Origin of the sequence: Paenarthrobacter sp. NPDC090517, from assembly GCF_044769165.1 — a bacterium.
GTDB lineage: Bacteria > Actinomycetota > Actinomycetes > Actinomycetales > Micrococcaceae > Arthrobacter.
In genome coordinates, this window is record NZ_JBIVXN010000001.1 from 1,487,072 (window position 1) to 1,509,885 (window position 22,814).

The window sequence follows — 22,814 nt, forward strand, 5'->3', positions numbered from 1 at the left end:
CTGGTGCCCATATTGGCCTAGTTCACCATAGTTTGCAGAATCCTGCGTTTTGGTGCGGAACCAGGACGGACAGTCAAAGGCCCTGCTGGGCTCTTACTGACCGGGTGCTACCCGGTCATCCGGGATCATTGACCACAAGGTTGCCACACGTTCAGCACCTTCCGGTATCCGGGTGGGATCCTCGAGTTCGTACTCCCGCAGAACAGCACGGATTCTGTCCAAAAGTTCCCTGCGCTGCGGGTTGGTCAAGTACAGCAGGTTGCTGGAAAGGACTACTGCTGCCGGCTCTTCTCCTGTTTCCCCCCGTTGCCGGCGTTCCCCGCGAGCCTTGGCGAAGGCCGAAGCCCGACGCCGGAAGGCATCAAGCTCCAAGTCAACTACGGCAATCTCAGGGCTCGCAACACTGCCTCCCGAGATGGTGAAGTCCGTTCCGGCCGCTTTCCAGCGACGTTCCCGGGCATCACCGGCGTTTTCCGCAGGTGCCACGATCCCCCACTTCTGGAGGGCCCGGAGGTGGTAGCTCATTGCACTGGGCGTCAGCCCGGTCCTGGCAGCGAGTTCCGTGGCTGTGTGGCTGACCTGTGTGGCGTAGAGCTCAGAGATGACCTCAATCCGGGCGGCGTGCGCCAATGCACGGATAGCCTTGGGATCAGTAATCTCAACCGTCTTTTCGGCACGCTTCCGCCGGGGAACATCGCCTGACGCTTGGGATGATTCGTTGTTCGCACTCACTTCATCAGTGTAGTCAGGGTCACTTCCCGTAGGCCCGGTGTTTGATGCGCGCGGCGCCGCACCCCGGATCATGCGTTGCCCTGCGCCGGGTCTGGAAGGAGGAACCCGTCCAAAACCAGGTTGGTGACCTCGACGAAAAGCCCTTCACGGAAGGCCTCTTCGTCGAAGTCCTCTCCTCCGCCCAGGAGCGATACCAAGGCCGAGACGATCTGCCGGACCGACAATTGGCCGTCGCAGGCGGAGACAAACCCGGCCAGTTCAGTACTGAGCAGATTGGTGCGGCGAAGTCCTGCCCCCTGCCTCAGGAGGATGACGCCGGGATGAACGGCTCCGGGACGCTGGTGCCGTTCCTCGGTGACGTCCTCGGCAACAACCAGGTGCGCTGCCGGGACGGAATGGGCGGCCACCCAATCAGCACGTTCCACGGCAGCACCCAGATGCGGTCCGATCGGCTGCTCTATTGGATAGGTAATTTCCTCAAAGCGGTTGATGATGACCTCAAGCGGAGACTCAGGCCGGCGCAGCCAAATCATGCCGAATCCGATACCTCCGACGTTCCTGGAAGCAAAGTCGGCCAGGTAGGCGGCGTACGCTTCCTTGTATTGCTGGCCCTCGCGGTTCTGCGATGCGTCCTGGAGCCAAGTCTCTGCGTATTGTTCGGGGCCTACCTGTTCCCGTTGAATGAACCAGACATCCAAACCTGAGTCCCGGAGCCATGCCTTGGGCCGGTCCTTCCAGTCCGTACTGGAAGTAACCTCCCAATTGCCCAGCATTTGCGCTGTTCCGCCGGGCTCGAGGATCTCGGCCAGGGACTGTACCAAGGACGCCACGATGTCGTCGCCGGGAAGCCCGCCATCGCGGTACGTGAACTGGTCCGACGACGATTCGCCGCCCGTTCGCGGAGTGATGACGAACGGCGGGTTGGATACCACCAAGCCGAACTTCTCTCCCGCTACCGGTTCCAAGAGCGATCCAAGCCGTAGGCTTACCCGACGTTCCAGGTTGTCCGGGTCCAACTCCAGTTCTGCGGCGTTCAGAAGAAGGTTGAATCGGGTGAACGCGAGTGCCCTCTCCGAGATGTCCGTGGCTGTGACGTGCTCGCAGTGATGAAGCAGGTGGAAGGTCTGGATACCGCAGCCGGTGCCCACGTCCAGCGCTCGCTTGGTGTGCTTCCTGTACGTGGTTTGGACCAGCGTTGTGGAGGCACGTCCGATTCCCAGGACATGGTCGTGCCTCAAGACTCCTGGCTGCTGGTGGGCAGCGAGGTCGCTGGCAACCCAGAGCTCTGCACCGCCACTGCCATCCGTGTTGGCGTCCCAGCCGTAGGGGCGCAGGTCCACCTTGGCGTGGGCCATTCCTGAATCGACGGTGATCAGCCCCAGTTCCTCAAGGCCTTTCGCACGGGTACGGGGGAGAGCGGAATCGATGTCCGCAACTGACTGTGGAACGGCGAGCAGCCAGAGACGAACAATGACAGCCTGTGATCTGAGGGCAGGGTCCTGGGAGTCCATGAGCCTCTCACTGGCAAGGAGTGCGGGAATCAACTGGTCCCTGCCGAGTGCTTCTGAGGAGGATGTCCCCAAGAGTTCAGCCACACCGTCCACTGTGTAGTTGAGGGCACGAAGGTCTGCGGCGAGCGCCGAAAGCAGTTCGGGGCGGTCACTGCGGGGAGCATCGTCAATGTTGCCGGCAGTAAAGGAGGAAGCTGAGTCAGTCACCTTGCAAGTGTAGGGGCGGCACACCCTGCCGTTGGATCGTAAACCTGCGGCATGTGGACAACGGCCCCCGTTTGAACCCGGTAGCGTTGGATTCATGCTCAACTTCTCCTCCACAAGGCGCCGTGCGGGCCTTGTTGCCATCACCGCCGCGGCATTGCTGGGGGTCTCCGGCTGCCAGGCACCGGCCAACATTGAAGATGCGGACGTTCCTGCTTGGAAGGAAAAGATCCTGCCAGCGGCCAGCGGCGTGGTGTTGGAGGACTCCGGGAAGATCCTCAACCGGAATCCGTTGGTCAAGGAATCCCCCAACGTTCCTGGTGGAAGCTACACCCTCACCATGGCATGCGATGGGGGCGGGAAAGCGTACTTCGCTGTTTCCTCCAGCGGCACAAAGATCGCGGACGCGGCGGCGGCATGCAATGGCGGCCTTGATGTGGTGAAGATCAAGGTGCCCGGCGCTGGTCCCCTCAGCATCTCGACGAGCAGCGTTGATGCTCCGCTGATCTTCGCCTATCACGTGGTTCCTGCCGCGGCCTAAGGCCTGCGCACACCAGCTCCGATGGGCCTTTGGCCAGTGGCTTTCCGGGCGTAAAGTCAGTGCATGGGCAGCAAGGCAGCTCGCTCGGTGATGCCACAGCGGCTGGCGAGGGCCGCCGTCGTCATCATTGTTGTGCTGGGCGGCAGCCTGACGGCGTGCGAATACACCTATGACGAGGGCGGAAGGCCGGATGCCAGCCCCACCTCCACAGCGGGAAATGTAGTCCTGCCGCCCGATCCGGCCCTGGAGGAGACCGTCACAGGCGAGGCACTCGAAGAGTGGGCGAAATCGGCCTTGCCCGAGTCCCAGGGGCAGTCGTTCTACTCAAGCAGCGGGTACCTCAATCCCGGCGAGTCCAAGTCTGAGCAAACAGTGCAATTGCCAGGTGGCACGTATGCGGTGACGCTGGCCTGCCGTGGCACGCGCCGGGTGACGTTCTCCGTCAAGGTGGGCGAAGTGGAACTGGTAAACCTGACGCTTGGGTGTGCCAATGCGCGCGTGAGCGTGGTCCAACTGGAAGAGGACGCCATCCTGTCCATCACGGTGGGTACCCGGTCTGATGCCAATTTCACCTACCGGGTGAGCCGGCTCTAATTCGGATTGTCAGGCCGCTTCGCAGCCTCCGGGGCAGCGGAGTGTTTCCGGGCTGGAGGCACACTCCTGACAGTACAGAGTTAAAGTACGGCAACTAAGGTTGGAGCAGTTCTCGAACTTGTTGGTGGGAGCAGAGCAGCGGACGCACTCCCCGATGGTCTTGGCTTCCTCACTGAACTCGACGTGCATGCGTTTGTCGAAGACGTACAGCGAGCCCTCCCAGAGGCCTTTGTCCTTGAACGTCTCGCCGTAACGGACGATCCCTCCATCCAACTGGTAGACCTCTTTAAAGCCCCTGTTGACCATCAGGCTGGAGAGTACTTCGCAGCGGATGCCCCCGGTGCAGTAGGTGACAACCGGCTTGTCCTTGAGGTCGTCATACTTGCCCGAGTCGAGTTCCTTGATGAAATCGTGGGTGGTGTCCACATCCGGAACGATTGCATCCTTGAACTTGCCGATCTGGGCTTCGAACGCGTTCCGGCCATCGAAGAACACTACGTCTTCGCCACTGGACTTCTTGGCATCCACCAGCGCGTGAAGTTCCTCGGGTTGGAGGTGCTTTCCGCCGCCCACCACGCCGTTGGCGTCCACCTTCAGTTCGCCCGGTGCACCGAACGACACGATCTCATCGCGTACCTTGACGCTGAGGCGCGGGAAGTCTGCAGCGCCTCCCTCCGACCACTTAAAGTCGATGTCGTGAAAACCCTTGTACTCGCGAGTGGTCTTCACGTACTGCTTCATGTTGTTGAGCTCGCCGCCCACTGTGGCGTTGATGCCGTCCTTGGATATGAGGATCCTGCCGGTGAGGCCCAGTTTTTCGCACAGGGCACGCTGCCACAGACGCACGGCGTCAGGGTCGGCGATCGGGGTAAAGCCATAGAAGAGCACAATTCGGTTCAAAGCCACTATTAAAGGGTACTTGGTGCAGTAAAATCCGTTCGTTCCGCGCGGCGCCTGCGGCCGGAAGTCACAATTCCATAAGCAACGATCACCGGGCTGACGTGGCTCTGTTGCTTCATGGTGCGCTGGCATACTCTCTCTACATGAGTCCAGACGCCTTGGTTGAAGACATTGCGCACCTCTTGGAAGTCTGGGTAGCCGGCTGGTCCGGCTGCCGCGGCTATGAGTTACGCCAAGAGGGCCGCTTCCCTGCCGCACTTCGTGCCGACAAAACCGGTGACTGGGAGTATTTCGCCCATGATCCGTCGGACGAAGAGTTCGCCGCCCTTGCGGACAAGACCGCAGAATCCCCAAACCGGATCCTGACGGTACTCACTAACGACGTCCAACGGTATAAATACCTCGCTGAGCAGCGCGGACTCACCGTGACGTCCGCATCCCAGACCATGATGATCGTGGACATGGAAACCCAGGATTCCGAGGATCCATGGCTCCCTGACGACGATTTGGAGCTCGCTACTTCCGAATCCAACGGCGTCCACCACGCGGTAGTCCACTCTGGTGAACAGGTTGCTGCCAGCGGCCGGGTCTACGTCGTCAATGGCACCGCCGTTTTCGACAAGATCGTCACCGAGCCTGATTTTCAGCGCCGTGGCCTGGGCAGCTTCATCATGAAGGCCCTTGCGGCCCAAGCTTTCGCGCACGATGTCGAAAACGGGCTTTTGTTGGCATCCTTGGACGGCCAAAAGCTTTACTCCCATCTGGGCTGGGATGTGGTGTGCCACGTCCTCATGATGTCCAGCGGCACCGAAGGATCGGACCTGTCGGGAGCCTAGAAACCCCTGCCAACAGCCAAGCCCGACGGCGGCGCTCCAAAGGTGCCGCCGTTGGCGTCCCCGCACAGTGACAGAATGATTCGGTGGCTGCACCAAATTCACTGATCTCCTTACTGGGCCGGACGCCGGACCCTGAGCAGTTGCGCCATGTCCACACCATCCCGGCCCGAAAAGCCGTCAATGAGCCGTGGCCTGACTGGGTCCACCCGGATGTGGTGGCAGCGTACGGCACCCTGGGCATCCACGAACCGTACCGGCACCAGATTCAAGCGGCAGATCTTGCCCATTCCGGACAGCACGTCGTCATCGCCACCGGAACTGCGTCCGGAAAGTCGCTCGCCTATCAGCTGCCGGCGTTGGATGCGATCCACCGTTCGGAGCTGCGAGTCCTGTCTGATCCCGGAAAGATCCACGACGACGGCGCAGTCACGCTCTACCTGTCCCCTACCAAGGCCCTGGCAGCAGACCAGCTCGCAGCGATCCGCTCGCTTAAACTGCCTACGGTCCGGGCAGAGACGTACGACGGCGACACCGACGTGTCGTCCCGGCGTTGGATCCGTGACCACGCCAATTTCATCCTTGCCAACCCTGACATGCTGCACTTCGGCATCCTTCCCAACCACACATGGTGGGCCCGGTTCTTCCGACGGCTGCGTTACGTCATCGTGGACGAAGCACATAGCTACCGAGGTGTGTTCGGCTCGCACGTGGCCAATTTGATGCGGCGCCTGCGCCGGATCTGTGCTTACTACGGTGCGGGCACCTCCTTCCCTGAACCTGTCTTCATAGCTGCTTCCGCCACCGCTTCCGATCCCGGGGTCTCCTTTGGCCGGCTCATTGGCGCTCCCGTCCGGGAAGTTTCCGAAGACTGTTCTCCACACGGGTCCACTACGGTGGCCTTCTGGGAGCCGGCCCTGACCGAGGTCAAAGGCGAGAACGGTGCCAAACAGCGGAGGACAGCGGTAGCTGAAACCGCGGATATCCTGGCCAACCTCGTCTCGTCACGCGTCAGGACCATCGCGTTCATCAAGTCACGTCGCGGCGCAGAGTCCATTGCCTCCATCACCAAGAGACTGCTGGATGAGGTGGATCCCAGCCTTCCGGGGCGGGTGGCCGCCTACCGGTCGGGTTATTTGCCCGAGGAGCGGCGGGCTTTGGAGCAGGCTTTGAGGTCAGGGCAGTTGCTGGGGGTCTCCAGCACGTCCGCTTTGGAACTTGGCATAGACATTTCGGGGCTTGATGCCGTACTGGTGGCCGGTTGGCCGGGTACCAGGGCCTCGCTCTTTCAGCAGATTGGCCGTGCGGGGCGCGCGGGGCAGGATGCCATTGCGGCCTTTGTGGCCAGCGATGATCCGCTTGATACCTATCTGGTGAACCACCCGGAGGCGATCTTTGACGTCTCCGTGGAGGCCACGGTCTTCGACCCCGGCAATCCTTACGTTCTTGGCCCGCACTTGTGCGCGGCGGCGGCCGAGTTGCCGATCGGCCCGGCGGAGCTGGATCTCTTCGGCCCCACTGCCGAGGGTCTCCTTGATCGCTTGGTGGTCCAGGGCTATCTTCGCAAGCGTCCCGCGGGATGGTTCTGGACCCACCCCGAGAGCGCTGCGGGGATGGTAAACCTCCGGGCCGACGGAGGCGGGCCCGTCAGTATCGTTGACGCCGAGACGGGGTCCCTCTTGGGAACCATGGACTCGCCACAGACGCACTATCAGGCCCATACAGGTGCCATCTATGTCCACCAAGGTGACAGCTACCTTGTGGAGGACCTCAATGAAACCGATCACTGCGTGATGGTCCGCCGGGTGAATCCGGACTTCTACACCACCGCCCGGGATGTAACCCAGATCGAGGTCCTTGAAACCTCGCGATCGGTCCAGTGGGGTGATATCACCGTGCACTTTGGCGACGTCAAAGTAACCACCCAAGTGGTCTCTTTTCAGCGCAAGGCCTTGATTTCGAACGAGATCCTCGGTGAAGAACCCCTCGATTTGGGAGCCCGGGACCTGTTTACCAAGGCTGTGTGGTTCGTGGTGGACAACCGTTCGCTGCACGGAGCCGGGCTAGTGGAAGCGGAGTTCCCCGGGGCACTTCACGCGGCTGAACATGCCGCCATTGGGCTGCTCCCCCTGGTGGCATCCAGTGACCGTTGGGACATCGGCGGCGTCTCTACCGCCCTGCACGCCGACACAGGGGTGCCAACGATCTTCGTTTACGACGGCCACCCCGGTGGTGCTGGTTTCGCTGAGCGGGGCTTTGAAAAGGCCAAGATTTGGCTGACCGCCACCCGGGAGGCAATCAAGGCCTGCGAGTGTGATGCCGGCTGTCCGTCCTGTGTTCAGTCACCTAAATGCGGCAACAAGAACAACCCTTTGGACAAGGCAGCCGCCATCACACTCCTCGATGTGTTGTTGAAGGACGCCAGCTAGGTGCCTATGGAGGAGGTCCTGCCCGTGCGCGGCCCATGGCAACGCCCCAGCGGAAGGGTTTTGCCAGCTCAGTGCCGACCTCCACAACGTTCCCGCCGACTACCGTGCAAGACGTGAGCCTCACATCGTGCTTCGCGGCCACGTCAGCAGCGACGGCACAAGGTTCCCCGGAAGCAAGACCACGGGCAGCATCTGCTGCTGCAAGAGCCGCCAGATCAGCTGCCGATGCAGCCCGGGATGCCATAACCCCTGCCTGAGCGAGGAAGAGCAGTCCAAGAAGCATCGCCATGACCACGGCCCCAAGTCCCAAGGCGAGCACGGTTCCGCCCCCGCGCTCACTCTTGGTATTCAACACCTTCTTCACGAGGTGCCCGCTTCTGCCCGCGCTGTCGCGGAAGCTTTCAGCGTCCAAGGTATAAGCGGGCCCAAGGCTCCGCCTACTGGCGACGAAGCTGTCACGGTCAGCCACTCGCCGTCGTCGGTCAGCATCGCGCTAACGTCGTCTCCGGCAAGTCGCTTGACGATCCCTTCCACCGACCCGGTCGTCTCGCCCCGGGCCGATGCGCGCGCTCCAGCCCTGGCTGCTTCCTCCAGTCGAAGTTGGGTGATACCTGCGGCACCGCCTGCCAGAAGGAACGCCAGGAGCAACACAACGGCCGGTAGGGCGACGGCGAACTCCGCAGTGACAGCGCCCCGTTCCGCCTCTTCCCGAAATAGTCTCCCGCGGGCAGGCAGCACATCCGTCATGGCAAGGACAACGCCGTACGAATCAGGTTGAGCAGGAAGCCTCGGACCTCCTCGCTCCGAAGGATGACCACAAGGAGACCCGCGAGCCCAACAGCAGCAAGGGTGGCTATGGCGTACTCGGCCGTGGCCATGCCCACTTCCGAACCCATCAGCCTTGTCCTTGCCCGGAAGCCATCGCCAGCAAGTGGCGTGTCCTCGAACTCCTCAAGATCGTCGAATCCCGATTCAAACTGCCCGAGTTCGTCCTCGAGATCGAATCGCTCGAAGTCGTTGTGCTCAAGCTCGTACTCCGAGAGCTCGTATACCCGGGTTGTCTCCGGTTCTCCGGAAGGAATCTTCGGGTCCTCAAGGAGAGCCGGCAGATCACGGAGAATCTCAGGAAGCGTAGTGGACAGTGTTTTCATAGTGGATTCCTTTCAAGAAGTGCCAGCGGGTCTGCCGACAGAACCGACTCTTCCGTGGCGTGGAGTAACCGGAAAGAAGTCGATTCCCGCAAGTGGATAACCACGACTGAATGGCTGGATGTGGAGGAAAGGTTGGGGTTCATCTGGAGCAGGCTTGCCTCCGCATTCATCCAGAGGGAATCATGGCGATCAGGACGGGAACGATTCCAAGGCAGATAAAGGCCGGCAACGAGCACAGACCCAAAGGCACCACAAGCTTTACTCCCAGGGCGGCTGCCCGCTTCTCCGCGGCCCGGAACTGCTCACGCCGTTCCCTTGCGGCCTGTGCATAGAGGATGGACGCAGACGGCGCGCCAGTCAGTGCTGCGAAGGCCAACGCATCCTTGAGGCGGGCTACTTCGGGCACGTGTGTTGTGGGGGTCCGCCAGGCAGTCTCCCAGTCGGCACCAAGGGTAAGTGCGGCAACAACTGGCCGGAGTGATTGCCTGATGGGTGGGGAGGCACACTTTGCGATGAGTTCCAGTGACCGCCCTATTCCAGCTCCGGCATCGAGCATCGAGGCCACCAGCTCCAGCATCATTGCCGTATCGCGGAGTCCGTCCGCTGCCGGATCAGCATCGACTGCCGGCAATGACCCCGTCGGCGCTTCAGCCTCCCTGCCACGGGAACGTAACCTCGTCCTCAGCCGCGCGGGTGCTGCGAAGCTGATGAAAGCGGCGAGGGCCATGACCACCATCATCACCAACACTGGAACTCCCGGCATCAGTGGCCTCCAGCCGCAGACGCGACGAGCCGTGAGGACCACATCCTGCCGGCCACCGTTAGGAGGAGTCCAGCCGCGAACGTGGCAACTCCCAGGAAGTTGTTCAGCAAAATCCCCAACGGATCCACGCCCAATGCCATCCCGAGACCAAGCCCGAAGACCGGGAGCCACGACAACAGGCGAACGGTAGCCTTTGGCCCTGCGAGCGCCGTCTGGCGGGCGGCTTCGGAGTCTTCTTCGGCTTCCAGTTGGGCTGCGAATCGGGTGAGGACGCCAGCTAGGGGGCAGCCGCTGGTTTCCGCGATGTCCAAGCATGCTGCCAGTTCCATCCACACTCGTCGTTCTGAACTTCCGCGCCCCGGATACGCCTTGGCTGCCGTGACACGGATGGCTTCAGCAGGAGAATTTCCCACAGTCGACGCTGCCCGTGCTGCTGCCAATACTTTTACCGACTCGTTCGACATCCCGGTGTTTCCCTTCTGCACCGCTGCGGCCGTGCCGCCGTCCGTGATGTGCCGGGAACCGTGGACACTCCATAGCTCTTCCCACAACTTGGACGTTCCCCGCCCGCCGCGAAGAAGGGCGGCGAGCTGTTGCACCAGCACCACAAGTGGCAAAGGCTCGGTCCGATTTCGTCGTGAGCGGCCGGGCCACACCCCCACGTGAGCCTTGGTACTCCCATTCCGGACTGTCGGGCCCTCCAGGCTCGTCCGAATTCGTCGGCTGCCGGCACCATGGCCCCTGAGCTGCAGCCATGCCGCAAGTGCAGCAACGAAAACGAATGCCCCAATCATGGGCCGTCCCCGCTTTGTGGCACAAAATCATCTGGTGTCGAGTAATCGTTCACTCCAAGCGGCGCCAGGGAGAGCCTGACGCCGAGTTCTGGCCACGCTGGCCCGTATGTCATGCCTGACGGACCCCAGCACAAGGCCGGCACCACCTTCTGGCCCGCCTGTGTATCGGCCACTACGCCAATGGATGCCACTTTCCGCCCCGATGAAGATCTGTCTACGTGAATCACGACGTCCAAGGCACTGGAGACCTGCAATCGGACGGCTTCGGCGTTCAAACCAGCCAGGGCGCCGAGGGCCACCAATCGTGCTGGCACAGCCTCGGCAGTGTTGGCGTGAATCGTGCCGCCGCCGCCGGTGTGGCCGGTGTTAAGCGCAGTCAGCAGTTCACGGACTTCGGCGCCTCGGCATTCTCCTACAATCAGCCTGTCCGGCCGCATGCGTAGTGCTTGGCGGACCAGCTCTCCGAGGTCCAGGGCTCCTCCACCCTCAAGGTTTCCATGGCGCGACTCGAGCGTCACTACATGTGGGTGGACGGGGTTGAGCTCGGCGGCGTCCTCGATGAGCACCAAACGCTCTGCCGGATGGCTCAACCCGAGCATTGTGGAGAGCAGCGTTGTCTTTCCTGAGCCCGTTGCACCGCTGATGAGGAAACTCAGTTTGTGCGCCATGATGGCACGCAGAACCGACTCGCCGTGCGCAGAGAACATTCCGCTTTCCCTCAACTCGGTCAGGGTGAACACCTCTTCCCGGCGGATGCGGATGGACAGCAAGGTGCCCGCCGTTGATATCGGCGCGAGGACCGCATGCACCCGGTATCCGCCCTTGAGTCGGACGTCCACGCAGGGAGAACCGTCATCCAGTCTCCTGCCCCCGGCTGAAACCAAGCGCGTGGCCAGTGACTTGATCTGTTGTTCAGTGTCGAAGTGGACCCCTGAACGTTCCAGACCGTTCCCACGGTCCAACCAGACTGAATCGGGTCCGTTGACGAAGATGTCAGTGACGGCCGGATCCTGGGCGAGGTGTTGGAGGGGTCCCAACCCGTTCAGTTCGGCATTGATGGATTCCGCAGCTTCCAACGCCCCGGCAGTACCCAGCAATCTGCCGCTCGCCTGCACAGCTGCTGCCACCGTAGACGGTGTGACGGGTCCGTTCCCTGCGAGCACTGATTCCCGCACCGTCTCAAGAAGGACGGCATCCAGCCTGCGGCCCTGCCGACGTCGGGTTTCCTCGGCGAAGCGGCTCATTGGATGGCGCCGTTCGACTCCAGCACAGAGTTGAACTCCAGCACAGAACCGGCGAAACGGCTGATCGGTTTTCGGCGTCCGAATTCCAGCAACCGTCCTCGTTCAGTGCCTGCCGTCACGCCGCGTATCTCGGGAAGGATACCCACCAGGGGCAATCCCAAAGACTCGGAAATCAGCGAAGCGTCCACGGAGGCGGCACCGGTTCCACGGACCAGAAGTCCGACGTCGACGGGTGGTAGATCGTCGAGGACACGTGCAGCCGCCACGGCACATTTGAGATGAGGTTTGCTCAGCAGCAGGATCCTGTCGCAGTCCCACGCGAGAGTCCCCAACCCTTCCCGGCTGCGCCCGATGTCCACCAGGACGAGTTCGAAGCTTCGGCGTGCGGCGTCAACCACCGCAGCTACAGCACCGGCCGCGGGAATATGGACCGGTTCCCGGGTCCCGGGCCATGACAAATAGGCGAACCCACCGGCCACGGGCAGTGAGTCCCGGAACTGCGAAGGATCGATGCTGCCGCGGGTTTCGGTGAAGTCGGGCCACCGCAGGCCTGGAATCTCATCAGCCGTTACCGCCAGTTCAAGGCCTCCACCCCAGCGGTCACCATCGATGAGCAACGTGCTGATGCCATGTCCTGCCGCAGCTTGGGCCAGCCAAATGGCGGTGGTTGTAGCTCCCGCCCCGCCACTGCCGCCGATGATACCCATGACCGTGCCCCCTGGATCTGGAGAGCCGGACATGCTGAGGTGTTCAGCGAGCCAGGCAGCAGCCTCAGGAAGGACGGCTACCCGTTCAGCCCCCAGCGCAGCAGCTAGACGCCATAGCCCGTCACCTTCAGAGGTTTTGCCGAGCAACACTGTGGGAGCCCTTCGCCGCGGCGGAAGTTCGCGGATATCACTACCCACCAAAACGACGTCGGCGTTGTCCCAACCATGGACGGCGTCCGCCACGTCAATGGCCGTTCTCAGGCTTCCGCCTGCCGCCGCGACTATCCGTTTGGCCTCTTCCTGAAGGTAAGGGTCGCCCGAAACGAGCAGTATCCCGACGGCGTCGCGAGGCACCCAGGATCCGTCCGCGTCCCCCTGCGCTGCCTGGGTGCTGCTATGCCCGTGGTGCTTGCTGGTTTCCCTGTGCCGACGAATTCTCTTGCTCATGGCATCCACACTGGTTGAATCGGCCGGGACTCATAAGGTCTTTATTCCCTTATGTGCACAACCGGGGACGGTCGCAACTGTGGAGGAACAGCCACTCACCACCACAGCACCACTCCGCACAGGGCAGAATGGACACCATGTATTTGCTGCTCGCCGCCCACCAGGAAGGCGCAGCCATACAACGGATCTCCCCCACCGGAAAGGCAACTGCCGACGCGCGTGTGGTCACCCGTGGTGAGTTGCCCGGCGTCGTGCGTGAATTTGAAAGGCAACGGCCCCGCTGGGTGTGGCATCGAGCCCAGGATTGGTATCCGGAACTGCTGACCCATGGCCTGGAACTGGAGCGTTGCCACGACCTGGCGCTTTGCGGAGCCATTCTTGCCCACTCTGAATTCACGGCGCATACGGACTACGCCAAGCATGCGGTCAAGCTCACTCAGGACGACGACTCAACACCACCACGGGCTCTGCAGCCCCCGCCACCGCCCGTGGACCAAGGCGCACTCTTCGAAGACCTGTCACCGTCCAACCCCAAAGCGGGGTTGGCTGAACTCAGGGAGGAGTTCGCTGCCCAGCAGCACGCCATCTCTCAGGTCCCTGCGGACCACCAGCAGAAACAACGCCTGCAGTTGCTGCTGGCCGCGGAGTCTGCGTGCGCCATAATCGCCATCGAGATGCAGCACGCCGGTGTCCCGTGGCGAGAAGAACTGCACCAACAGATCCTTGCCGATGTTCTTGGGCCCAGGCCGCCGCTCGGGCAGCGGCCTCCGGCACTCGAGGCTCTCTGCGCCGAGCTTCGGAGTATCCTCAACTCCCCCAGCCTGAATCCGGACTCCCCGCAGGACCTCATGCGTGCCTTGCACCGGAACGGAATCGAGGTTAAAAGCACCCGTCAATGGGAGCTTCAGGAATCGAAACACCCCGCCATCCAGCCCCTGCTCGCCTACAAGAAACTTTCCCGCCTGCACACCGCCAACGGCTGGTCCTGGCTGGACGCATGGGTACGTGACGGGCGGTTCCACCCGGAGTACGTGGTGGGCGGGGTAGTGTCCGGCCGCTGGGCTTCACGCGGTGGTGGTGCGCTCCAGATCCCGCGTAACATCCGGGCAGCGGTCCATGCGGACCCGGGCCACAAACTCATCGTCGCCGACGCCTCGCAATTGGAGCCGAGAGTCCTCGTGGCACTGGCGCAAGACACGAAAATGGCAGAGGCAGCCCGTGACAAGGACCTCTACGCAGGCATCGCAGCTCAAGGCTTTGGCGGTGACCGCGCCAAAGCAAAGATTGCGCTATTGGGAGCCATCTACGGCGCAACCACGGGCGAGTCGGGCAGGCTCATGCCGCAGCTCACGCGAACCTATCCCCGCGCCGTCGGATTCGTGGAGCAGGCGGCTCGTGAGGGCGAAGCGGGCCGGACAGTCACCACGCGGCTGGGCAGGAGCAGCCCACCGCCGTCGGCCGGTTGGTTGCGGAGCCAACAGTCCACCACCGCTGACGAACAGCGCCGCGCTGACAACCTGGCCAGGTCCAGGGGCCGCTTCACCCGCAACTTCGTGGTCCAAGGCTCGGCTGCTGAGTGGGCGGCGTGCTGGCTCGCGGAATTACGACGGCGGCTGCGGGCTTCGCGCGCAGAAGGCTCACCTATTGGCGAACTCGTATTCTTCCTGCACGACGAAGTCATGGTTCACGCACCCGACCACGCGGTGGACGCCTCCATCCAGGCCATTGAAGAAGCGGCTACAGCGGCAAAGGAACTCATGTTCGGGCGGATACCCGTGGAATTTCCAGTGAGTATCGCCGTCGTCGATTCCTACGACAAAGCGAAATAGACGGACCATAGCGGGAAGCCGTGGGACTATCCAGTCACATCTCGCTGTATGAGCCGGGATGACCCGTCAGTTAGCCGTACTGCAAAGTAACTTTAGTTCGTCCGCGGTTCTGGATACTTTCACTATGTGGATAGTTTTGCTGGTCCACATATGTGTGCAAGGAAGCATCAAAGGGGGAAGCATTTCGATGGCTGGCAGGTTTGAAATTCTCAAGGACAACAACGACGGTTACCGGTTCCGCCTGACTGCGGCCGATGGAACCGTCGTGGCCGTATCACCAGCGTTCACGCATCTCGAGGGTGTAGTTGCCGGCATCAACGCCGTGCGGGAAAACGCCGCAACGGGACTGATCGTGGACCGATCGACGACGGCCCGCAAGGCTGCCTAGACAGGCACCAGCGCAGGACCAGTCAGGCAAGGGTCCGTTAGAGGTCGATGTCGTGCAGCTTGTCCTTGTCCCAGGGAACGGTCCAGCCCAGTTCGTCAAAGAGGCCACTGAGGACCATCCCGGTGAAACCCCACACCAGCACACCGTTTACGGTGAAACCAGGGCTGGTGTAAGTCCGGCCGAACCGGGAGATGGTGGCTGTGACGCGGTTGACGGGATCCAAAAGGTCGCGCACCGGCACCCTGAAGACCTGGGAAGATTCGGCGTAGTCCACTACGCGAACCGGCGATGGCGCATCCCACCATGCCAGGACGGGCGTCACCCGGAAGTTGCTCCGGATGAGCCCAAGCTCCGGGATGACCCCGAGAACCCGGACACCACTTGCATCCAATCCGGTTTCTTCAACAGCTTCGCGAAGGGCTGCAGCCACAACCGACTCGTCTTCCGGGTCCACGCTGCCGCCCGGGAACGCCACTTGGCCCGGATGGTCATCAAGGGTGTGCGCCCGTTCCAGCAAGAGGACATCGAGATCGGCCGGTGCGAGGGGCCGCCCGGATTCGGCAGGAATGTTGTCCAGCACGCCGAAAAGCATCAGGACTGCCGCGGCCCGGTTGGTTTCGGGGGTGACGGGAAGCTTCTCCCAGAGGGCCGAGTGCTGCTGCTGGCCGTCTGCAAAGCGGGTGACCAACGCGGACAGTTCCTCAAGAGCGGTCACCCGGGCCTCCTTTGCGACTCCATGCGGATCTCCGCGGCCCTGTGCGTCTCGGCCAATAGCTTCTCCAGCAAAGCCTCGTTGCCCGGCGCAAGCTCATACTTCAGGAGCTTGGCTGCCTTAACCGGGTCCGTTTCGCCCTCGCCGTAGCTCGGGCAGAGACTCGCGACCGGGCAGGCACCGCAAGCCGGCTTCCTGGAATGGCAGACCCTGCGTCCATGGAACACCACTCGATGCGAGAGCATGGTCCAGTCCCGGGGTTCAAACAATTCGGCGACATCAAACTCGATCTTCACAGGATCGTCCGAGGCCGTCCACCCGAACCGGCGGGCCAGACGACCGAAGTGTGTATCCACCGTTATCCCGGGAATACCGAACGCATTGCCCAAAACGACGTTCGCGGTCTTGCGCCCGACGCCCGGGAGCGTCACCAAATCTTCAAGACGTCCCGGGACCACGCCGTCGTACTCATCCACAAGCCGTGTGCTGAGCGCCAGCACGTTCCGCGCTTTGGCCCTGAAGAAGCCCGTCGGCTGGAGTATTGTCTCCAGCTCTACGGGATCCGCTTCAGCCATGGCGCGGGCATCCGGATACCGGGCAAACAGGATTTTGGTGACCTGGTTAACCGCCACATCTGTGGTTTGGGCCGAGAGGACCGTGGCCACCACCAGCTCAAAGGGGTTCCTGAAATCCAACTCCGCATGCGCGTAGGGATACTTGTCGGCGAGGACCCTGTTGATCTTGCGTGCCCGGCGTTTGAGCGCGAGCAGCGAACCAGCTTCAGCGATGGCCACGGTGTCCCTGCTTAGCCGCGTTCGATGTTGCTGAGCTCCCGAAGAACCCCAACCTTGCCGTCAGTGTCCTGGACCAGGAATTCATGGCCGCGGTCCTCCAGCGCCAGGACCCATCCACCTGGTTCGATGGTGAACGCCGGAGCGCCCGTGTGTTCGTCGTAAGCAGTCCGTGGCTGGGCGACGGCGAACCAGAAGGCCTCGTACTGTGGCGCATCGGATTCCTCCGGACGGCTGGCCGGATCCACGGTGGCGCCAATCGAGTCGCTGACCCTTCGCGTGTCACCGGAGACTATGGGCGTGGCCATAGTGGCAGCCCATGGCTGCTGCCCCGCCGGTTGCGCAGCGTGCTGGGTGGTGGCTGGCTGCGCAGCGTGCTGGGTGGTGGCTGGCTGCGCAGCGTGCTGGGTGGTGGCTGGCTCGGGAGTCGAGTCCGGAGCCGTCACCGGGGCGTCCTTCGCGCCCGACTCTCCAGCAGGCTCTGCACTCTCAGGCGAAGACATGGCTGGAGAAGCGCCTGCACCGGACGGCGCAGGAGCAACAGCGGGAGAAGTCGCAGGGGCACCGACTGCAGGGCTGGTGGTTGCAGGGCCAGTAATGTCTGCGGGCTTGGCGTCAGCCGCATGCACGACGGCGGGGGTTTCGGTTGCGGGGGACGGCGTTGTTCCGTAGCTGGCCGGCGGAGCGAAGGGGCTGGAGCCTGTGGTGGCACCTGTACCAGGAGCCCCCGCGCCGGGAGCACCAGTGGAGGCTGCGGCGGCCGCGGTACCAGAAGCATGGGCTACCGGAGCTTGGTAACCGGGCGTCGATCCCTGGAATCCAGGGGTTGATCTGACGGTCTCGGACGGCTTCGGCGTTTTAGGGGCCTTCGGCTCTTTGGGGGCAGCCGGCTTGCGGCTGGGCACAGCTGACTCGCGGGCAACAACGTGCGCCGGCGTTTCAGCACGGCCCTTGAAATCAGCGGAAAGCCACGGAAGGTGGGGAGCCAGGACCGTGGCAGCCAGCAGGCCTACAGAACCGACCAAACCCAGCAGGACGCTGCCATTGAACGAGTTGGCAATGGTGAGGAAGAACAAGGGAAAGGCGAACGAGGCCGTGACGGAAGCGAACTGGTCGACGGACAGGGAGCCAACGCGGACGATGGTGCCCGGCTGCAGCCTGCGGGCCACGAAGAGCGCCACCACAACCAGCGGCAGGATGATGCCCAGCAGCAGGAAGAACAGGTTTCCGAGGTTCCAAAGGTTGTAGCGCGCCCCGAACATTGGCAGGAGTGACGCCACGAACATCAGGAGCGTGAAGCCGAAAACGGTAAGGTCCCGGATGGTGAATGGGCCGGCGACTGCGTCATACTTGGCAGCGTCATTCTTAGCAGCAGCGTCGTTCTTGCGTGCGTCGTCTTTGGCAGCAGCGTTGCCACCTGCAGCGGTGGCCGTTCCAGCCGTGGTGTCCGGTCCCGTCGGCTGTGAGTCGTGCGGTCCTGGGCTCAGCTGGTTCATCTATTTCTCCTTCGTACGGCGGCGCCTTGGACAGTCCGGCCCGGCAACCTCCGCGGGGATTCCGCGGAGAACCGGACACACCAGAAGTGCGTCCCAAGACTTCTTCAGCCTATGCCACCCCACTGACAGGGTTCTAGCTGAAAACGGCCATACAGCTTCGCCCACAGCAAACTCCAAGGTTCCTTACAGAGTGCGGCCCACGTTTACCCCGTCAACAGCGGCAGCCCAGGCCAGCCGCCGTCGTCATGTAAGCGGTTACTCACTGCCCAAGCCGCCATTCGTCGCTAAATCCGCGCCGCTCGCTGCCGCATTTGTGACGACGCACACGTAGGACTTCCCAAAGCGATAGTGTTGATGCCGGACAGCACTCTGCGGACCCTTGAGGGCCGCGCTCGACGCCGACGACGGCCCGGGCGGGGACCTCACGGCAGGATCCGCGCAGCAAAGATCGATGAATGATGAGGTTCACCATGTCCCAGGACACCACCGGATCCACGGCCACCGCTGCAGCTTCAACTGCGCAGAACGGTCCCGCCGCACACGTTGAGGCGCTTGAAAACCTCCTCCACGAGAACCGCAAGTTCGCGCCGTCGGCAGAGTTCGCTGCTAACGCCGTCACTAGCGCTGACGTCTACAAAGAGGCAGAAGCGGACCGTCCCGCGTTCTGGGCCAAGCAGGCCCGCGAGCTGTTGAGCTGGGACAAGGACTTCACCGAGGCGCTGGACTGGTCCAACCCGCCGTTTGCCAAGTGGTTCGTCGGCGGCGAAGTCAACGCCGCGTACAACGCGTTGGATCGCCATGTGGAGAACGGCTTGGGCGACCGCGTTGCCATCTACTTCGAAGGCGAGCCCGGCGACACCCGCACTTACACGTACGCGGAACTGACCGAAGAGGTCAAGAAGGCTGCCAACGCCTTCGAGTCCCTCGGTGTGGCCAAGGGTGATCGCGTGGCCGTGTATCTGCCCATGATTCCCGAGGCCGTCATCACGCTCCTTGCCTGCGCCAGGATCGGTGCCGTGCACTCCGTAGTCTTTGGCGGATTCTCCGCTGACGCCCTGCGCTCCCGGATCGAAGACGCCGAAGCCAAGCTCGTGGTCACCGCCGATGGCACCTACCGCCGCGGCAAGCCGAGCGCGCTGAAGCCGGCCGTGGACGAAGCCCTGTCCAAAGAAGGTCATACGGTTCAGAACGTGGTTGTGGTCAAGCGCAACGGCGAGGACGTCAACTGGGTAGAAGGACGCGACCTCGGGTGGAGCGAAACCGTAGATAAGGCCTCAACCGAGCACACCGCCGTCGGGCATGACTCCGAGCACCCGCTGTTCATCCTCTACACCTCCGGCACCACGGGCAAGCCCAAGGGCATCCTGCACACCACCGGCGGCTACCTTACGCAGGCCGCGTACACGCACAAGGCCGTGTTCGATCTCCACCCCGAAACGGACGTTTACTGGTGCACGGCCGACGTCGGATGGGTCACCGGCCACTCCTACGTCACCTACGCTCCGCTGATCAACGGCGCCACGCAGGTCATTTACGAAGGCACCCCGGACTCCCCCCACCAGGGCCGCTGGTGGGAAATCGTGGAGAAGTACAAAGTCTCCATCCTCTACACCGCGCCTACCGCGATCCGGACGTTCATGAAGTGGGGCCGGGATATCCCGGACAAGTACGATCTCTCCTCCATCCGCGTCCTGGGCTCCGTGGGCGAATCAATCAACCCCGAAGCGTGGATGTGGTACCGCGACGTCATCGGTGCCAACGCTGGCAAGAACGGTGAAAAGAAGGAACACCCCGCCCCCATCGTGGACACCTGGTGGCAGACAGAAACCGGCGCACAGATGATCGCCCCGCTGCCCGGCGTCACAGCCACCAAGCCCGGCTCCGCGCAAGTTCCGCTGCCCGGCATCGCCGTGGACGTCGTGGACGAAAACGGCCAGTCCGTGGCCAACGGCGAAGGCGGCTACCTGGTGGTCCGCGAGCCGTGGCCCTCCATGCTCCGTGGCATCTGGGGCGACCCCGAGCGTTTCAAGGACACCTACTGGTCCAGGTTCGAAGCCATGTACTTCGCCGGTGACGGGGCCAAGAAGGACGAAGACGGCGACGTCTGGCTCCTGGGCCGCGTGGACGACGTCATGAACGTCTCCGGCCACCGCCTCTCCACCACGGAGATCGAGTCCGCCCTCGTCAGCCACCCGTCCGTCGCTGAAGCGGCCGTGGTGGGTGCCGCTGACGAGACCACCGGCCAGGCCGTGGTCGCGTTCGTCATTCTCCGCGGTGACGCCGTGAACAAGGGCGACGAAACCGTCCTTGAACTCCGCAACCATGTGGGCAAGGAAATCGGCCCGATCGCCAAGCCCAAGCAGCTGCTGATCGTTCCCGAACTGCCCAAGACCCGTTCCGGTAAGATCGTCCGCCGCCTCCTGAAGGACATCGCGGAAGGCCGCGACACCGGCGACGCCACCACCCTGGCTGACCCCGGCATCATGACCCAGATCGCGGAGTCCCTCCGTAAGTAAGTAGTTCACGACGGCGCCGCTCACCTCTCGAGGCGAACGGCGCCGTCGTGCGTTAAGCCGTCCTCCGCGAAGGACTTGCGTGACGCAGGCGTGGCGCCGCCGCGCTGGGCCTGCCGGGCTCTGGAAGCCTCCCACCCTAGACTGGAGCCAGATTCAGCCCCATGTTTGACGAGGTTCCCCAGAAAGGCCCTGATGCTCCAGGCAGCACGCCACTCCGCCATCATCGACGCAGTCCAGCGGGAACGCGTGGTGCGGGTCTCGGACCTCGCGCAATTGCTGGGAGTGTCCCCCATGACTGTGCGGCGCGACATCGAAGCCCTTGAGGAAGCCGGCCGCGTTGAGCGCATCCATGGCGGAGCCAAACTTCCAGGCGATGCGAGCACCCACGAGCCCGGCTTCGAGCTCAAATCCACGCAGCTGCCCGCGGAGAAACACGCCATCGCCGTGGAGGCTGCGTCCCTTGTCCAGGAAGGCATGGCGATCGGCCTCGGCGCCGGCACCACCACCTGGGCCTTGGCAAAGGAGCTCGTTAACGGCCCCCGCATCACCGTGGTCACCAACTCGGTGCGCATCGCAGATCTGTTCCACCACGGTTCCTCATCCGGCCCGGCACGCTTCGGGTCCACAGTGATCCTGATCGGCGGCGAGCGGACGCCGTCGGACGCCCTGGTAGGCCCGATAGCCACATCCTCGCTGAAGCAGCTCCACCTGGATGTTCTTTTCCTGGGTGTCCACGGCATGGACGCCCACGCCGGTTTCACCACGCCCAACCTCCTGGAAGCGGAAACCGACCGCGCTTTCATGGCGTCCGCCCGCAGCACCGTTGTCCTGGCGGACCACAGCAAGTGGGGCGTGGTGGGCATTGCCTCGATCGCCCAACTGGAAGAGGCTGACGAACTGATCACGGACTCGCTGCTTGGTGAAGACGCCCGGCGCGTACTGGCCGAGAACGTTGCAAAACTTCGGATCGCCGAGGCCTAGGAAGCTAGGCTGCTGCCGCCACCCTGGACGAGATAGCCGACCCCAGCAGCAGCACACGGAACGTGCGCTCAGTGGCTTCCTGGAGGAGCATGGCTCCCTCAGCGACAGCACGGTTCAAGTCCATGGGAATGGGGATGATTCCGGCAATGGCGTCGATTCCGGCGGCGTGAACGTCGGCTGCATCCTTGCCAATGGAGCCGGCAAAGGCCAGCACCGGTACTCCGGCCCGCTGTGCACGCCGGGCGACTTCCGCCGGAACCTTGCCGCGGGGCGTTTGGAAATCTATGGCGCCCTCGGCCGTAACCACCAGGTCCGCCTTGGCAATGTGGGCGTCGAGGTCTATCCCGGCGAGCCCGGAATCAAGGAGGAGCTCGAACCTGGGCACCAGCCGTGCACCTACGGCTGCGAGACCAGCACCGAGTCCACCCGAGGCACCGGTTCCCGCTCCGTTCCTCAGGAACTCCTCAGGCGTACCAGTAGCCTCTGCCAGCAAACCGGCCCAATGATCCAAGCCCTTGGACAGTTCTTCCACCTGGTCCGGCGTTGCGCCCTTTTGCGGACCGAAAACCCGAGCCACTCCCTGCGGTCCGCACAGGACATTGAACGGGTTCAGTGCCAACTCCAGCTGGCATGAGGCCAGTCGGGGATCCAGGCCTGAAAAGTCCACTCTGGCCGCGCTGCACAGTGCAGCGCCACCCTCAGGAAGTTCCTGGCCGTGCGCGTCCAGGATTCTGACGCCCAAGGCACGCAAGGCGCCCGCACCGCCGTCGGACGTCCCCGAATCACCGCACCCCACCACGATCCGTTCCACACCCTGATCCAGCGCAGCAAGGATCAATTCACCTACACCGCGGGTGGTGGTCTTCCCTGGATTGCGCATGGTCCCGGGAACCAGGCGGAGGCCTGCCGCTGCTGCCATCTCGACCACTGCCGTGGGCCGGTCCACCTTACCGAGAACAGCGAAGTGTGAATCCACTATGTCTCCAACCGGCCCGGTGACCCGCGCGCGGATGATCTTCCCGGCGGTGGCGCTTGCGAGCGCAGCCGCAGTGCCCTCGCCGCCATCGGCCAGAGGTACTGCGCTGATGCTTACTCCAGGAATAACGCGCCGGATGCCGGCGGAGATAGCCGCTGCCACTTCCACGGCATCAAGGCTTTCCTTGAAACCGGAAGGAGCTACCAAAATCCGTTGCGGGATGGACATGACCATGAGGACACCTGTTTCTAGTGGGTTTATGGCGAATTCTGTGT

General features: G+C 62.8%; 22 protein-coding genes. 8 read left to right on the plus strand and 14 right to left on the minus strand.

Annotated elements, in window-relative coordinates; translation table 11 throughout:
• Positions 1-93: 93 nt before the first annotated feature.
• Positions 94-804: an ArsR/SmtB family transcription factor gene (locus ACIQTW_RS06855; protein ID WP_402935209.1), complete on the minus strand. Its 711-nt coding sequence runs from the start codon at positions 802-804 to the stop codon at positions 94-96.
• The gene (locus tag ACIQTW_RS06860) at positions 801-2,450 is read right to left on the minus strand and encodes a methyltransferase (protein ID WP_402935212.1); all 1,650 of its coding nucleotides are present in this window, start codon (positions 2,448-2,450) and stop codon (positions 801-803) included. The genes ACIQTW_RS06855 and ACIQTW_RS06860 overlap by 4 nt, the downstream gene beginning before the upstream one ends.
• 94 nt (positions 2,451-2,544) lie before the next feature.
• Between ACIQTW_RS06860 and ACIQTW_RS06865 the strand changes: the two genes are divergently transcribed.
• Positions 2,545-2,988, plus strand: coding sequence for a hypothetical protein (locus ACIQTW_RS06865; RefSeq protein ID WP_402935215.1), 444 nt, complete (start codon positions 2,545-2,547; stop codon positions 2,986-2,988).
• A 63-nt stretch (positions 2,989-3,051) separates the two neighbouring features.
• Positions 3,052-3,582, plus strand: coding sequence for a hypothetical protein (locus tag ACIQTW_RS06870; RefSeq protein WP_402935218.1), 531 nt, complete (start codon positions 3,052-3,054; stop codon positions 3,580-3,582).
• A gap of 9 nt (positions 3,583-3,591) precedes the next feature.
• On the opposite strand, the gene ACIQTW_RS06875 is transcribed toward ACIQTW_RS06870, so the two are convergent.
• Positions 3,592-4,488, minus strand: a complete 897-nt coding sequence (locus tag ACIQTW_RS06875; RefSeq protein ID WP_402935221.1) for a rhodanese-related sulfurtransferase — start codon at positions 4,486-4,488, stop codon at positions 3,592-3,594.
• Between the two features lie 137 nt (positions 4,489-4,625).
• Here ACIQTW_RS06875 and ACIQTW_RS06880 point away from each other — a divergent pair, with 137 nt between their 5' ends.
• Both ACIQTW_RS06880 and ACIQTW_RS06885 read left to right on the plus strand, forming a co-directional pair.
• The gene (locus tag ACIQTW_RS06880) at positions 4,626-5,318 is read left to right on the plus strand and encodes a GNAT family N-acetyltransferase (RefSeq protein ID WP_402935224.1); all 693 of its coding nucleotides are present in this window, start codon (positions 4,626-4,628) and stop codon (positions 5,316-5,318) included.
• 83 nt (positions 5,319-5,401) lie between these two features.
• On the plus strand, positions 5,402-7,744 hold the full coding sequence (locus ACIQTW_RS06885) for a DEAD/DEAH box helicase (RefSeq protein ID WP_402935227.1): 2,343 nt from the start codon (positions 5,402-5,404) through the stop codon (positions 7,742-7,744).
• A 4-nt stretch (positions 7,745-7,748) separates the two neighbouring features.
• Here ACIQTW_RS06885 and ACIQTW_RS06890 read toward each other — a convergent pair whose 3' ends face one another.
• From ACIQTW_RS06890 to ssd, 7 genes are all read right to left on the minus strand, one after another.
• Positions 7,749-8,108 carry an Rv3654c family TadE-like protein gene (locus tag ACIQTW_RS06890; protein ID WP_402935230.1) on the minus strand — a complete coding sequence of 120 codons (360 nt, stop codon included), beginning with the start codon at positions 8,106-8,108 and terminating at the stop codon, positions 7,749-7,751.
• Positions 8,105-8,491 carry a TadE family type IV pilus minor pilin gene (locus ACIQTW_RS06895; RefSeq protein ID WP_402935233.1) on the minus strand — a complete coding sequence of 129 codons (387 nt, stop codon included), beginning with the start codon at positions 8,489-8,491 and terminating at the stop codon, positions 8,105-8,107. The genes ACIQTW_RS06890 and ACIQTW_RS06895 overlap by 4 nt, the downstream gene beginning before the upstream one ends.
• Positions 8,488-8,895 (minus strand): DUF4244 domain-containing protein, encoded by a 408-nt coding sequence (locus ACIQTW_RS06900; RefSeq protein WP_402935235.1) that lies wholly within the window; start codon positions 8,893-8,895, stop codon positions 8,488-8,490. Before ACIQTW_RS06900 ends, ACIQTW_RS06895 begins: the two co-directional genes overlap by 4 nt.
• A gap of 166 nt (positions 8,896-9,061) precedes the next feature.
• Positions 9,062-9,658: a type II secretion system F family protein gene (locus ACIQTW_RS06905; RefSeq protein ID WP_402935238.1), complete on the minus strand. Its 597-nt coding sequence runs from the start codon at positions 9,656-9,658 to the stop codon at positions 9,062-9,064.
• Positions 9,658-10,452, minus strand: coding sequence for a hypothetical protein (locus ACIQTW_RS06910; RefSeq protein WP_402935241.1), 795 nt, complete (start codon positions 10,450-10,452; stop codon positions 9,658-9,660). The genes ACIQTW_RS06905 and ACIQTW_RS06910 overlap by 1 nt, the downstream gene beginning before the upstream one ends.
• The gene (locus ACIQTW_RS06915) at positions 10,449-11,696 is read right to left on the minus strand and encodes a TadA family conjugal transfer-associated ATPase (protein WP_402935244.1); all 1,248 of its coding nucleotides are present in this window, start codon (positions 11,694-11,696) and stop codon (positions 10,449-10,451) included. The genes ACIQTW_RS06910 and ACIQTW_RS06915 overlap by 4 nt, the downstream gene beginning before the upstream one ends.
• The gene (gene ssd, locus ACIQTW_RS06920) at positions 11,693-12,850 is read right to left on the minus strand and encodes a septum site-determining protein Ssd (protein WP_402935247.1); all 1,158 of its coding nucleotides are present in this window, start codon (positions 12,848-12,850) and stop codon (positions 11,693-11,695) included. Before ssd ends, ACIQTW_RS06915 begins: the two co-directional genes overlap by 4 nt.
• Positions 12,851-12,987: 137 nt before the next feature.
• On the opposite strand from ssd, the gene ACIQTW_RS06925 reads away from it, so the two are divergent.
• Together ACIQTW_RS06925 and ACIQTW_RS06930 are read left to right on the plus strand one after the other, a co-directional pair.
• On the plus strand, positions 12,988-14,679 hold the full coding sequence (locus ACIQTW_RS06925; RefSeq protein ID WP_402935250.1) for a bifunctional 3'-5' exonuclease/DNA polymerase: 1,692 nt from the start codon (positions 12,988-12,990) through the stop codon (positions 14,677-14,679).
• 187 nt (positions 14,680-14,866) lie between these two features.
• The gene (locus tag ACIQTW_RS06930; protein WP_402935253.1) at positions 14,867-15,067 is read left to right on the plus strand and encodes a YegP family protein; all 201 of its coding nucleotides are present in this window, start codon (positions 14,867-14,869) and stop codon (positions 15,065-15,067) included.
• Between the two features lie 37 nt (positions 15,068-15,104).
• Here the strand turns inward: ACIQTW_RS06930 and ACIQTW_RS06935 are convergent, their stop codons facing one another.
• From ACIQTW_RS06935 to ACIQTW_RS06945, 3 genes are read right to left on the minus strand one after another with little or no spacing between them, the layout of a single operon-like run.
• Positions 15,105-15,782, minus strand: coding sequence for an NUDIX hydrolase (locus ACIQTW_RS06935; protein ID WP_402935256.1), 678 nt, complete (start codon positions 15,780-15,782; stop codon positions 15,105-15,107).
• Entirely contained in the window at positions 15,779-16,573 is a 795-nt protein-coding gene (nth, locus tag ACIQTW_RS06940) for an endonuclease III (protein WP_402935259.1), read from the minus strand. Before nth ends, ACIQTW_RS06935 begins: the two co-directional genes overlap by 4 nt.
• An 11-nt stretch (positions 16,574-16,584) precedes the next feature.
• The gene (locus tag ACIQTW_RS06945; protein WP_402935262.1) at positions 16,585-18,066 is read right to left on the minus strand and encodes a hypothetical protein; all 1,482 of its coding nucleotides are present in this window, start codon (positions 18,064-18,066) and stop codon (positions 16,585-16,587) included.
• 470 nt (positions 18,067-18,536) lie between these two features.
• On the opposite strand from ACIQTW_RS06945, the gene acs reads away from it, so the two are divergent.
• Entirely contained in the window at positions 18,537-20,582 is a 2,046-nt protein-coding gene (gene acs / locus ACIQTW_RS06950; RefSeq protein ID WP_402936256.1) for an acetate--CoA ligase, read from the plus strand.
• A gap of 192 nt (positions 20,583-20,774) precedes the next feature.
• A complete protein-coding gene (locus tag ACIQTW_RS06955) occupies positions 20,775-21,563 on the plus strand; it encodes a DeoR/GlpR family DNA-binding transcription regulator (RefSeq protein ID WP_402935265.1) in 789 nt (262 codons plus the stop codon).
• A gap of 4 nt (positions 21,564-21,567) precedes the next feature.
• Here ACIQTW_RS06955 and ACIQTW_RS06960 read toward each other — a convergent pair whose 3' ends face one another.
• The gene (locus ACIQTW_RS06960; RefSeq protein WP_402935268.1) at positions 21,568-22,773 is read right to left on the minus strand and encodes a glycerate kinase; all 1,206 of its coding nucleotides are present in this window, start codon (positions 22,771-22,773) and stop codon (positions 21,568-21,570) included.
• Positions 22,774-22,814 lie beyond the last annotated feature (41 nt).

Excerpts from the sequence above, each read along its gene's own strand:
- ACIQTW_RS06855 (WP_402935209.1), bottom strand. The coding sequence starts at position 804 with ATGATCCGGGGTGCGGCGCCGCGCGCATCAAACACCGGGCCTACGGGA.
- ACIQTW_RS06865 (WP_402935215.1), top strand. The coding sequence starts at position 2,545 with ATGCTCAACTTCTCCTCCACAAGGCGCCGTGCGGGCCTTGTTGCCATC.
- ACIQTW_RS06870 (WP_402935218.1), top strand. The coding sequence starts at position 3,052 with ATGGGCAGCAAGGCAGCTCGCTCGGTGATGCCACAGCGGCTGGCGAGG.
- ACIQTW_RS06880 (WP_402935224.1), top strand. The coding sequence starts at position 4,626 with ATGAGTCCAGACGCCTTGGTTGAAGACATTGCGCACCTCTTGGAAGTC.
- ACIQTW_RS06895 (WP_402935233.1), bottom strand. The coding sequence starts at position 8,491 with ATGACGGATGTGCTGCCTGCCCGCGGGAGACTATTTCGGGAAGAGGCG.
- ACIQTW_RS06900 (WP_402935235.1), bottom strand. The coding sequence starts at position 8,895 with ATGAAAACACTGTCCACTACGCTTCCTGAGATTCTCCGTGATCTGCCG.
- ACIQTW_RS06905 (WP_402935238.1), bottom strand. The coding sequence starts at position 9,658 with ATGCCGGGAGTTCCAGTGTTGGTGATGATGGTGGTCATGGCCCTCGCC.
- ACIQTW_RS06910 (WP_402935241.1), bottom strand. The coding sequence starts at position 10,452 with ATGATTGGGGCATTCGTTTTCGTTGCTGCACTTGCGGCATGGCTGCAG.
- ACIQTW_RS06915 (WP_402935244.1), bottom strand. The coding sequence starts at position 11,696 with ATGAGCCGCTTCGCCGAGGAAACCCGACGTCGGCAGGGCCGCAGGCTG.
- ssd (WP_402935247.1), bottom strand. The coding sequence starts at position 12,850 with ATGAGCAAGAGAATTCGTCGGCACAGGGAAACCAGCAAGCACCACGGG.
- ACIQTW_RS06925 (WP_402935250.1), top strand. The coding sequence starts at position 12,988 with ATGTATTTGCTGCTCGCCGCCCACCAGGAAGGCGCAGCCATACAACGG.
- ACIQTW_RS06930 (WP_402935253.1), top strand. The coding sequence starts at position 14,867 with ATGGCTGGCAGGTTTGAAATTCTCAAGGACAACAACGACGGTTACCGG.
- ACIQTW_RS06945 (WP_402935262.1), bottom strand. The coding sequence starts at position 18,066 with ATGAACCAGCTGAGCCCAGGACCGCACGACTCACAGCCGACGGGACCG.
- acs (WP_402936256.1), top strand. The coding sequence starts at position 18,537 with ATGTCCCAGGACACCACCGGATCCACGGCCACCGCTGCAGCTTCAACT.
- ACIQTW_RS06955 (WP_402935265.1), top strand. The coding sequence starts at position 20,775 with ATGCTCCAGGCAGCACGCCACTCCGCCATCATCGACGCAGTCCAGCGG.
- ACIQTW_RS06960 (WP_402935268.1), bottom strand. The coding sequence starts at position 22,773 with ATGGTCATGTCCATCCCGCAACGGATTTTGGTAGCTCCTTCCGGTTTC.